At 48.3% G+C, this 11,146-nt stretch carries 9 protein-coding genes; all 9 read right to left on the bottom strand.

Going from position 1 to position 11,146, the window contains the following annotated elements; translation table 11 throughout:
• Positions 1-10: 10 nt before the first annotated feature.
• The 9 genes from HQ865_RS07045 to HQ865_RS07005 all read right to left on the bottom strand — a co-directional run bounded on the left by HQ865_RS07045 (position 11) and on the right by HQ865_RS07005 (position 11,087).
• Positions 11-1,186, bottom strand: coding sequence for an acetyl-CoA C-acyltransferase (locus tag HQ865_RS07045; protein WP_173414213.1), 1,176 nt, complete (start codon positions 1,184-1,186; stop codon positions 11-13).
• 100 nt (positions 1,187-1,286) lie between these two features.
• On the bottom strand, positions 1,287-3,665 hold the full coding sequence (locus tag HQ865_RS07040) for a 3-hydroxyacyl-CoA dehydrogenase/enoyl-CoA hydratase family protein (RefSeq protein WP_173414212.1): 2,379 nt from the start codon (positions 3,663-3,665) through the stop codon (positions 1,287-1,289).
• 183 nt (positions 3,666-3,848) lie between these two features.
• On the bottom strand, positions 3,849-4,298 hold the full coding sequence (locus tag HQ865_RS07035; RefSeq protein WP_173414211.1) for a DUF2147 domain-containing protein: 450 nt from the start codon (positions 4,296-4,298) through the stop codon (positions 3,849-3,851).
• 268 nt (positions 4,299-4,566) lie between these two features.
• Positions 4,567-4,833 (bottom strand): acyl-CoA-binding protein, encoded by a 267-nt coding sequence (locus HQ865_RS07030; protein WP_173414210.1) that lies wholly within the window; start codon positions 4,831-4,833, stop codon positions 4,567-4,569.
• A 43-nt stretch (positions 4,834-4,876) separates the two neighbouring features.
• The gene (locus HQ865_RS07025; protein WP_173414209.1) at positions 4,877-5,329 is read right to left on the bottom strand and encodes an acyl-CoA thioesterase; all 453 of its coding nucleotides are present in this window, start codon (positions 5,327-5,329) and stop codon (positions 4,877-4,879) included.
• Positions 5,330-5,336: 7 nt separating this feature from the next.
• The gene (locus HQ865_RS07020) at positions 5,337-6,314 is read right to left on the bottom strand and encodes an electron transfer flavoprotein subunit alpha/FixB family protein (protein WP_173414208.1); all 978 of its coding nucleotides are present in this window, start codon (positions 6,312-6,314) and stop codon (positions 5,337-5,339) included.
• Positions 6,315-6,419: 105 nt separating this feature from the next.
• Entirely contained in the window at positions 6,420-7,163 is a 744-nt protein-coding gene (locus tag HQ865_RS07015; protein WP_173414207.1) for an electron transfer flavoprotein subunit beta/FixA family protein, read from the bottom strand.
• Between the two features lie 467 nt (positions 7,164-7,630).
• Positions 7,631-9,427, bottom strand: coding sequence for an acyl-CoA dehydrogenase family protein (locus HQ865_RS07010; protein ID WP_173414206.1), 1,797 nt, complete (start codon positions 9,425-9,427; stop codon positions 7,631-7,633).
• A 634-nt stretch (positions 9,428-10,061) separates the two neighbouring features.
• Positions 10,062-11,087 (bottom strand): LacI family DNA-binding transcriptional regulator, encoded by a 1,026-nt coding sequence (locus tag HQ865_RS07005; protein ID WP_173414205.1) that lies wholly within the window; start codon positions 11,085-11,087, stop codon positions 10,062-10,064.
• Positions 11,088-11,146 lie beyond the last annotated feature (59 nt).

The raw sequence follows: 11,146 nt of genomic DNA, 5'->3' as shown, positions 1-11,146 counted from the left end.
TAACTGATCACTATAACAATTCAAATATCCCTGCAGCGCCCTGGCCGGTGCCCACACACATGGTTACCATACCATATTTTTTATCGCGGCGCTTTAGTTCGTTAAACAACTGTACGGATAATTTAGCACCTGTGCAACCCAGCGGGTGGCCTAAGGCGATAGCACCACCGTTAACATTAATAATATCCGGGTTAAGATCAAGCCCTTTTATTACCGCTAAGGATTGCGATGCGAAGGCTTCGTTCAGTTCTATCAGGTCGATATCCTGCTGTTTCATACCCGCGGCTTTCAGCACTTTAGGTATAGCAACCAGCGGACCGATACCCATTATCCTTGGCGGTACACCGGCAGCGGCATAGTTAACCATACGGGCTATTGGCGTAAGGTTATTTTCCTTCATAAATTTTTCGGATACCACCATCACAAAAGCAGCGCCGTCGCTGGTTTGCGATGAATTACCTGCTGTAACCACACCCTTGGCATCAAATACCGGTTTCAGTTTAGCCAACGCATCCAGCGATGTATCTGCACGAGGGCCTTCGTCGGTTGCTACCGTAAAGTCGCGCTTCTTTTTCTTGCCGCTTTCATCCACATAAACTTCGGTCACGTTTACCGGAACTATCTCATTGGCAAATTTGCCATCAGCAATAGCTTTTATGGCCTTCTGGTGCGAGTTGAATGCGAACAGGTCCTGTTCCTCGCGACCAACATTGTACTCTTTGGCAACAGCCTCGGCAGTTAAACCCATGCCCCAGTAGTAATCGGGATTGCTTAGCGCGATATCGGTATTAGGGACGATACGCCAGCCGCCCATAGGCAGCATGCTCATGCTCTCTACCCCGCCTGCAATAATGCAATCGGATATCCCGGCATGTATCTTGGCCGAAGCGATGGCAATGGTTTCCAGGCCTGACGCGCAATAACGGTTCACCGTCATGCCCGGTACTTTATCGGTATCCAAAGCCATCAGCGATATCAGTCGCGCCACATTAAGGCCCTGCTCCGCCTCGGGCGTAGCATTACCTACTATCACATCATCTATCTGTTCCTTATCAACATTAGGCACCGATGCTATCAGCGCCTTAATTACGTCGGCAGCCAAAGTATCGGGCCGGGTAAACCTGAAGCCCCCTCTTGTTGCCTTACCTACTGCGCTGCGGCTGGCCGCCACTATATATGCGTTCATTTGCTTTATTTTTAGAGAACCAAGAATTAAAGATCCAAGAGTCAAGACGCAACTGCTCAACTCTTGTCTTTATTCCTGATTCTAACATCTTGAATCTAACTTAATTTCTCAGCACCTTACCACCCGTAATAATACTCTGTATACGCTCCAGCGTTTTACGCTCGGTGCATAGCTGTAAAAAGGCTTCGCGCTCCAGATCAAGCAGGTAATCTTCGCTCACCGTGGTGGGTTGCGAAAGGTCGCCGCCGCAAAGTACGTAGGCCAGTTTTTGCGATATCTTTACATCGTGTTCGCTAATATAATTGCCGCTGTACATGCTGTTGGCTCCCACATACCCCAAACCTAAAGCCTGCCGGCCCAGTACCCTGATATCGGCACGTTTAATGGGCTGTACATATCCCTCATCGGCCAGTAATAAGCATTGATTTTTAGCTTCGGCCAGTAAACGCTTTTCGGATACGACTACCACATCGCGGCCTTTTTTCAGGTACCCAAGTTCAAAAGCTTCGTAGGCTGATGTGGATACCTTGGCTTGGCCGATAGTAAGGAAGCGCTCACGGAAGTTGTTCATTTCGATATCGCCATCCTGTAACTCGTCTGATAACCTTAGAGCGAATTCTTTAGTACCGCCGCCGCCGGGGATCAGGCCTACGCCAAACTCCACCAGGCCCATATAGGTTTCGGCATGGGCAACTACTTTATCGGCATGCAGACACATTTCGCAACCGCCGCCTAAGGCCATTTGGTGTGGAGCGATGACCACCGGGATAGATGAGTAGCGGATACGCATCATAGTATTTTGGAAAGCACGGATCACCATGCTCAGTTCGTCGTACTCCTGTTCTACCGCCATCATAAAGATCATGCCCACGTTGGCACCGGCGCTGAAGTTGGCCCCTTCGTTACTGATCACCAAACCTTTATAATCCTTTTCGGCAAGGGTGATGGCTTTGTTAATGCCTTCTATCACCTCACCGCCAATGGTATTCATTTTGGTATGGAACTCCAGGTTGATGATACCATCGCCAATATCGGTAATGGTAGTACCGCTGTTCTTCCAGATGGTTTTATTGGCTCGAATATTATCCAGCAGGATGAACTGCTCGGTACCCGGGATGATCTTGTAGGTTTTGGATGGGATATCGTAATACCTTTTATGCCCGTCCTCTACTTTATAGAACGACCTAGCGCCGCTTTCCAACATATCGTATACCCATTGCGCAGGTTTGTTACCCGCGGCTTCCATGGCTTTAACCGTAGATTCCACACCCAAGGCATCCCATTTTTCGAACGGCCCCATTTCCCAGCCGAAACCGGCGTTCATGGCGGCATCTATTTTGTATAACTCGTCGGATATCTCGGGGATACGGTTGCTAGCATAAGCGAACAACTGGAAAAATACATCACGGTAAAAATCACCAGCCTTATCTTTCGCAGCGAACAACATTTTCAGCCTGTCGCTCATATTATCCACCGTTTTGGTGGTTTCCAGCACCGGGAATTTTACTTTTTGCGATGGCTTGTATTCCAGCGTTTTCAGGTCTAAGGCATAGAACTCGTTCTTGCCGTTAACTTTCTCTTTTTTGTAGAAACCCTGATTGGTCTTGCTGCCCAGCCAGTTGTTCGTTTGCATCCCGCTTACATATGCGGGGATGTTGAACAGGGCGTTAGCCTCGTCATTGGGCGCGTTTTCGTGCAGGCCATTAGCTACATGGATCATTGTATCCAAACCCACCACATCCGTGGTACGGAACGTAGCCGATTTGGGGTGACCGATAACCGGGCCGGTCAGCTTATCCACTTCTTCAACTGTCATACCGGTCTTCTCCACATAATGCAGGATGCTCATGATACTGAACACCCCGATACGGTTGCCGATAAAGGCGGGAGTATCTTTGGCCAATACGGTGGTCTTGCCCAGGAACTTCTCACCGAAGTGCATCAGGAAATCTGTAACCTCGGGCAGCGTATCTTTTGTTGGAATGATCTCCAGCAGTTTCAGATAACGAGGCGGGTTAAAGAAGTGGCTTCCGCAAAAGTGTTTCTTAAAGTCGTCGCTACGGCCTTCGGTCATCAGGTGAATAGGTATACCCGATGTATTGCTGGTGATGAGCATACCTTGCTTGCGGAACTGCTCTACTTTGGCAAATACCTGTTGTTTGATATCCAGGCGCTCCACTACTACTTCTATCACCCAATCGCATTCGGCAATTTTGGGCATATCATCGTCAAAATTGCCGGTAGTGATACGCTTAGCGAACGACTTAAGGTAAATAGGCGATGGGTTAGATTTCAGCGCGAATGCCAGCGCATCGTCTACGATCTTATTCCTGCTTTTTTTATCGGCAGCGGCATCTTTTGGTACAATATCCAGCAGCAGCACCTGTACTCCAATATTGGCGAAGTGGCAGGCTATCCTGCTCCCCATCACACCTGAACCCAGCACGGCTACTTTTTTTATTACTCGTTTAACACTCATTTTTTATGCTTGTTGTTTTATATTTTGTTGTGGTGGTGATCTAACCACAAAGAGCACAGAGGGAAAATCACAAAGAGCACAAAGAATAAATTCCTCTTCTTTTACTTTTTAACAGGTCACTAAGGCTTTGTGGTCTTCGTGCAAAAATCTTTGCGCCCTTTGTGGTTAAATTGCCACCTCTCCCTACTCCGCCCGCGTCCACGTAGTAGTACGCCCGAAGAGCGATATACCGATATACCCGCGGATATCCAGCGTTTTGCCTTTATAGGTCATTTTGCAGGAATAGGTTTTGCCGTTCAGCGGATCGTAAATGGTACCATCGGTGTATTTATTTTCGCCATCTTTTACAAAGCCGTTCAGTACGGGCAGACCTAAACGCGGACGCGTACGCAGCTTCTCGTCGCTGTTCATTTCGTCAAGCTTGGGTTTGCCGTCTTTTAATGGTTCTTTCAGCCAAACTACCTTGCCGTTGAATTTGCCGTTGGCATCTTTTTTAATATCGATCTTGCCGGTTTTTTCCGCATTATACCACAGGCCTTCTATCTTGTCCTGTGCCTTAGCGGCAATGTTTACACAAATAATGGCCAGCAGTGCAAATGCGAAGCCAATGAAATTCTTTTTAAATGCGGTCATGGTTACAAAGTTTAAGGCAGGTGTTTATTGCCTGGTGCAGGTAGATAAACAGATTGCCGTTATTAAATAATTTAGTATTGGTTTATACAGGCAAATAAAGCAATAGAACGCAAATTACAAAGGTTTATATGGCGGAAACATTGGTTAAAATTTCGGGTGTCCCACCACTTTGTCATTGCGAGCGATAGCGCGGCAATCTCATAGGACAAGCAACGTGGACCTGCCTATGGGATTGCCACGTCGCTACGCTCCTCGCAATGACAAATTGTTATTTTTCCTTCAACGCCGTCACCAGATCCACATAAGCCTGCATCGCCTCATCACCCGATGTTCCTTTGCGGTTCTTCCAGGCATCATACTTAGCCTGCGCCACAAAATCGAACATTTTGGGTTTCTCGGTATCATCGGGCATATCGCCATCGGTGGCTTGCTTGTACAGACTATATAATTTCAGCAGCGTTTCGTTATCAGGACGTTTACTTAATTCTTTACTTTCCTTAACTGCTTGTTCAAAGTTTTCCTTCAGGTTGCTCATAGCTATTTACAGATGTATCTTCTTTTGGTCTTATACTTTTAACTTATTCCTTCACTTTAGGTTGTTCCTCGGTATAGTCAATGCTTCGGGGTGCCTGCGCGAAAAGGGCGCTTATTTCCGTAGGTAATACAGCCAGTTTACGTTTTTCCATATCTATCCACGATCCATCGGCAATAATGATGGCCGCTTTAACACCATCCTGCCGGTAAACTTCGTGGCGGATGCTCCACCGTGAACCATCGGCACGCGATTTGATTACCTCGCAGGTCACCTTAATATGGTCGTTAAAACCAACTTCGCGCAAATAAAACAATTCTTCGCGAAACAGTACCGGCCCTATCTTATGTTCAAATAGTTTATCGGGCTTCAGCCCCACACTTTCCATCATGGCCAGGCGGGTCTGCGCGGCAAAATCGGCATAGGCAGAATGGCGCATATGCATGTTGGCATCTATCTGCGCCCACAGCACCGGGCCTTCAAAAAATACATTTTCCATGTATCGTTTATTTATGGTTCTCTTTAAACTTTTTTACGGCAGTTGTTAACCGCGGCAATATCTCCATCGCATCGCCAACCACACCATAAGTAGCCGCTTTAAAGAACGGCGCTTCGGGGTCTTTGTTTATCACCACAATGGTTTTAGAGCCATTTACCCCGGCCAGATGCTGAATTGCGCCCGATATACCCACAGCAATGTACAGGTTCGGGCGTATCGTTCCGCCGGTTTGGCCAACGTGCTCATGATGCGGACGCCAGTGCGAATCGGCTACCGGGCGCGAGCAGGCTGTAGCGGCACCCAGCTCCTTAGCCAAGTCTTCGATCAGGCCCCAGTTCTCCGGGCCTTTCATACCGCGACCACCCGATACCACCAGTTCGGCTTCGGCCAATGGCACTTCGCCTTTTACTTTGTTTACTTCTTTAACGGTTACGCCAAAGGCTTTATCGCCAAAGGCAACATCCAGTTTTTCAACCGTAGCTGTACCATCAACCTTTTGCAACTGGAAAGTGTTTGGCATCAGCATAATTACTTTTACGGGGCTGGTAACATCCACAAAAGCGAAGGCCTTGCCCGAGAATACGGTTTTTTTAACCACAAACCCTTTTTCGGTATCGGGGTACGATAAAGCCCCTGCAACCAAACCGGCCTGTAGCTTCACTGCCACACGCGGGGCTACAGCGCGACCGTTAACGTCATTCAGGGTTACAATTACTTTGCTGCCTTCTTTTTGGGCTGCGGCAGTTACCGCGGCAGCATAAGCACGACCGTGTAATTCGTTTAAACGAGCGTCGGCTACATGTAATACTTTTTGCGCACCGTACTGGCCAAGGGCGGTCATTTCGCCATCGGCAACAGTGCCTAATACCAGGGCCGTTACGCTTGTATTTTGTTGTTTTGCAATGCCGGCAGCATACTGCACGGCTTCAAAACTTTTCTTTTTTATCGTTCCTTCGGTATGTTCTACCAATACTAATACAGACATATTTTTAAGATATGAGATGTTAGACTTGAGATCTGAGGTAAGTTTTCGTTGTATCGCGATGTAAGCAAATCTCAATACTCACATCTCAATACGCATATCAAAAGATCAGATAACCTTTGCATCGCTGTGCAGCATTTCTACCAGCGCATCCATATCGTCCGGGCTAACCAGTTTTACCCCGGCCTTTGCAGGCGGCAACTGGTAGCTTTTAATTTGCGTTACCGCGCCAACGGCCGTTGGGGTAACCACTTTAAGCGGACGGGTACGCGCCGCCATAATGCCGCGCATGTTAGGGATACGGGCTTCGGCCACACCTTTTTGGCACGATATCACTACCGGCAGGCTGCAGGTATCGGTCTCCTCGCCACCTTCTATCTCGCGTTTTATGGTAGCTGTTGTTCCGGCTATTTGTATATCTGTAGCGAAGCCTACGTAGTCGGCATCTAACAATTCGGCCAGCATGGCACCTGCGGTACCGTTGTTATAATCTATCGATTCCTTACCGCACAGCACCAGGTCGTAGCCACCGGTCTTTGCATACTCGGCAATGTAATGGGCGGTCTCGTAAGGGTCGTTGCTATCGGCATCAATACGGATAGCCTCATCGCCACCCAGTGCCAGCGCCTTACGGATCACCGGATCCACATCGGCACGGCCGACGGTCACCAAATGCACATCACTTGCTGTACCGGCTTCTTTTAATTCCAGCGCACGCACCAAGGCGTACCACTCATCGTAAGGGTTAATTATCCAGGTGGTACCCTGGCTGTTAATGGCGGTATCGCTATCTTTCAGTATAATTTTGGTGCTGGTATCCGGCACCTGGCTAATACACACTAATATTTTCATTTGGTTGTGTTTATTGTAGAGACACGATACTTCGTGTCTCCCGTTATTTATTCTTTTGAAAAGCAGGGCTACTGCTACTATTATTGTCTGCTCCTGCTATCCATTCCAAAGCCTCGCTTTCCCTACTCCCTTTCCTGCCCACGCTACGGTTTTTCTACTGCTATCAGGTTTATGATGAGGCGGTTGTTATACTTAACCCGGTCGCTCTGTTATCGGCTCTGCATTGTCGTTTGACTCACCCGGTCGTGGCTTCGCCCGACCACCCTCTCTTCGCTGCGCGGAAAGAGGGATTGGGGAAACCAGACTTACGAAGTTTTAAAAACTTCGTAAGTCTCTCAATACTACTCCTGCCCTCTTTACGCGCAGCGAAGAGAGGGCCGACCAGCGTAGCGTCGTCGGGGTGAGTAAGCATGTGCGGCTTCGACTCGCCTGTTAAAGCCCTCCCCCCCGGGGAGGGTTGGGAGGGGTCAAAAACAATACTTATTTTCTTCGATCACCTTAGCCGCTATGTTTCTGCGGGCGGCGGTGGTGTTCACATCTTCGGTTTTGGTGAAGCGGCGCAAGCCCATCATCATCATGCGGCGTTCATCGCCTTCGGCGAACGAGTTCAGCGCTTCCTTGCCCGAGTGCATGATCTTTTCGGCGGCATCATTTATGAACACGCGCATCATATCCAGTTGCAGGGCACAGGCTTCTTCGCCGCGCATGCCTACCAGTTTTTCAACCCGTAATTGCAGCGATTCGGCTACGTACAACTCTATCAGCATATCGGCCAGGTTCATCAGCACTTCCTGCTCTTTGGCCAGTTGCATCATCAGTTTTTGTACGGCAGCACCAGCCACCATCAGCACCGCTTTTTTAAAATTGGCGATGTATTTCTTCTCTTTGCTAAACAGCGTTTCTTCTTCCGATGCGCCGAAGTCCGGGATGCTCATCAACTCGCCGGCCACTTGCTGGGCGGGGCCCATCAGGTCCAATTCGCCTTTCATGGCGCGTTTCAGCATCATATCTACCGTAAGCATACGGTTGATCTCGTTAGTACCCTCAAAAATGCGGTTAATGCGCGAGTCGCGATAGGCACGGTCCATCGGCGCTTCGGCGCTGTAGCCCATGCCGCCGTAGATCTGTACGCCTTCGTCTACTACATAATCCAACGTTTCAGAGGCATCTACCTTAATAATAGCCGCTTCGATGGCGAATTGTTCGGTACCTTTCAGTTTGGCTTTGATCGGGTCCATACCGGTGGCGATCAGGTGTTCGGTCGCTTCTTCCATATTCTGACTGGCGCGGTAAATGGCTGATTCGGAAGCGTAGGTACGGATCACCTGCTGCGCTATTTTATAACGGATAGCCCCATATTTAGAGATAGGGCGACCGAATTGCTCGCGTTCGTTAGCGTATTTAACGGCCAGGTTGATGATCTCTTTACTGGCACCAATGGTAGCACCGCCCAGCTTGATACGGCCAATGTTAAGGATATTTACGGCTATCTTAAAGCCGTTCTGGCGCTCGGACAGCAGGTTCTCTACCGGCACTTTGCAATCGTTAAAGAATACCTGGCGGGTAGAGCTACCCTTGATACCCATTTTATGTTCCTCGGTATTCAGCGATAAGCCTTCAAAGCCTTTCTCTACGATGAACGCACTCAGGTTCTCATCATCGTCTATCTTGGCAAAAACGGTAAACACATCGGCGAAGCCGGCATTGGTGATCCACATTTTTTGCCCGGTGATAAGGTAGTGCTTACCATCGGCCGATAGTTTAGCCCTCGATTTACCCGAGTTGGCATCCGACCCTGCACCCGGCTCGGTCAAACAATAAGCGCCCTTCCACTCGCCGCTGGCCAGTTTGGGGATGTATTTGGCCTTTTGCTCCTCGTTACCATAATACAGGATAGGCAGCGTGCCGATACCCGTATGCGCCGAAAACGCTACCGAGAACGAGTTGCCCGCGCCCAGTTTTTCGGTAACCAGCATCGATGTTTTAAAATCTTTACCGAAACCGCCGTATTCCTCGGGGATAGAGATGCTCAGTAAACCCAACTGACCAGCTTCTTCCATCAGGTGCGGCATCAGGCCTTCTTCTTGTTCATCTATACGGGCAAGGTTGGGGACCACGTTCTGCGCCAAAAAATCCGTACAGGTTTGGGCTATCATCTGCTGTTCTTCGTTCCATTCCTCGGGGATAAAAATGCTGTTGGCCGGGGTTTCCCTGATCAGGAATTCGCCCCCTTTAATGGCGCTTGCAGTTTCGTTGGTACTCATTTTGGTTGATATTTTTGGTTATAATTTTTGTTGTACAACAGCAAACCAACAAGGGTTTGTGCAGGGTTGTTTTTTAAATAGATAAATTGAAGCTGATGCGGCAGCTTTTCCCGGTATTATAATTTAGGGTAAAAGTAGAAGCGCGGGCAAAGCGATAAAAGGGCAGCAATGCGGAGATGTTGGTCAAAATGTCGGAGGATTGGCTTTGGGCTGCGTTTTGGGGCAATTTAAACACAAAGGACACAGAGGGAGGAACACGGAGGGCACAGAAGATTTTCTAATTTCCCTCCTTGGGGAGGGGTGCGGTTGAATGTGTGATTGCAGGGAGGGGTTTATTGAGTTTGATTTTCAGCACGCGTGCTCTTTCATCGGCGCATATTAATCGAAATTCATATATTTAAATATGGAAATTAAAGATATATTGGGAATAGGCAAAATGCTACCTATAGACAAATTGATTGATGTGTTTCAAAAAAGCGTCGGTCGTGTTACCTACTACTGACTTCGGTCTGCGACTGAAGTCTATGGATAAATAAAAGTCTGAGACTTAGAATAATGTAAGTCACAGACTTGCTGCTATCTGTAGGCTTCAGTTATAAACTGAAGCCAGTGTCCTCCTGCATTATGATGGTGATCAAGTTGATTTCCTCACCACCAAGCTCGTCTTCAATATTTTCTTCACCGGCTTTTTGGCTTTTCCGTCTACCTTTTTGAAGAATATTTTGGCAGCCTCCTCACCCATGGCAAAGGCGGGTTGCACGGTAGTGGTTAACGGCGGATCGACAATGGTAGCTATCGGGTCATCATTAAATCCGGCAACGGCTACAGTTTTGGGTACGCTGATCCCCCGCTCCTTTAAGGTAAGGATCACGCCTACTGCAACCGCGTCGCACACCGCGAAAATAGCATCGGGCAAATTGCTTTTTTGGAGTTGCTTTGCGGTTTGTACGCCATGCCTACGTTCGAAACCACATTCGTATACCAGGCTTTCATCAAATGGTAAACCATTGTCCTGCAGCGCGTCTTTGTATCCGCGCAACCTGTTTTGGCAAAGGGTAATGTTTAGCGGCCCGGCAAAATGGGCTATCTTTTTATAGCCGCGCTTAACCAGGTGCTCTACCACTTTGTATGCGCCCTGGTAATCATCAACCGATATACTGTCGCTCTCTATTCCAACGGGCAAGCGGTCGAAAAATATCAGGGGGATGTTCTTATCCTGGAAAAGTTTGAAGTGCTCCATATCACTTGTCTTGCGCGAAACGGAGACGATCAGCCCATCTACCCTGGCCGAAAACAGGGTGCGGGCAGCGATAACTTCCCGCTCGTACGATTCGCCCGACTGGCAAATGATCACTTTGTAACCATGCGCATAGGCCGTTTCCTCGATACCGGCTATAGCTGCCGCGAAAAAATAGTGATATAATATAGGTATAATAACACCAATGGTTTTGGTAGACCGGTTTGATAAGCTGGACGCGATAGCGTTGGGCTGATAGTTATACTTAGCCGCCAGATCGCGCACGGCTTGCTTCATGGCGGCGCCTATAGAATGATGATCCTGAAGCGCCCGGGATATGGTAGACTTGGATACCTGCAACTCTTTTGCCATATCCAGTATCGTAATTTCGGTTTTAGTAGCTGTACCGCTTGGGCGCTTCATATCAGGGGTAGTATAATTTGGTTAAGCAAATTTATAATTGTTTTGCAGATACCATAATC

It is taken from the genome of Mucilaginibacter mali (genome assembly GCF_013283875.1).
Classification (GTDB): Bacteria; Bacteroidota; Bacteroidia; order Sphingobacteriales; family Sphingobacteriaceae; genus Mucilaginibacter; species Mucilaginibacter mali.
This window is presented reverse-complemented; position numbering and strand designations above follow the sequence as displayed.

Excerpts from the sequence above, each read along its gene's own strand:
- HQ865_RS07045 (WP_173414213.1), bottom strand. The coding sequence starts at position 1,186 with ATGAACGCATATATAGTGGCGGCCAGCCGCAGCGCAGTAGGTAAGGCA.
- HQ865_RS07040 (WP_173414212.1), bottom strand. The coding sequence starts at position 3,665 with ATGAGTGTTAAACGAGTAATAAAAAAAGTAGCCGTGCTGGGTTCAGGT.
- HQ865_RS07035 (WP_173414211.1), bottom strand. The coding sequence starts at position 4,298 with ATGACCGCATTTAAAAAGAATTTCATTGGCTTCGCATTTGCACTGCTG.
- HQ865_RS07030 (WP_173414210.1), bottom strand. The coding sequence starts at position 4,833 with ATGAGCAACCTGAAGGAAAACTTTGAACAAGCAGTTAAGGAAAGTAAA.
- HQ865_RS07025 (WP_173414209.1), bottom strand. The coding sequence starts at position 5,329 with ATGGAAAATGTATTTTTTGAAGGCCCGGTGCTGTGGGCGCAGATAGAT.
- HQ865_RS07020 (WP_173414208.1), bottom strand. The coding sequence starts at position 6,314 with ATGTCTGTATTAGTATTGGTAGAACATACCGAAGGAACGATAAAAAAG.
- HQ865_RS07015 (WP_173414207.1), bottom strand. The coding sequence starts at position 7,163 with ATGAAAATATTAGTGTGTATTAGCCAGGTGCCGGATACCAGCACCAAA.
- HQ865_RS07010 (WP_173414206.1), bottom strand. The coding sequence starts at position 9,427 with ATGAGTACCAACGAAACTGCAAGCGCCATTAAAGGGGGCGAATTCCTG.
- HQ865_RS07005 (WP_173414205.1), bottom strand. The coding sequence starts at position 11,087 with ATGAAGCGCCCAAGCGGTACAGCTACTAAAACCGAAATTACGATACTG.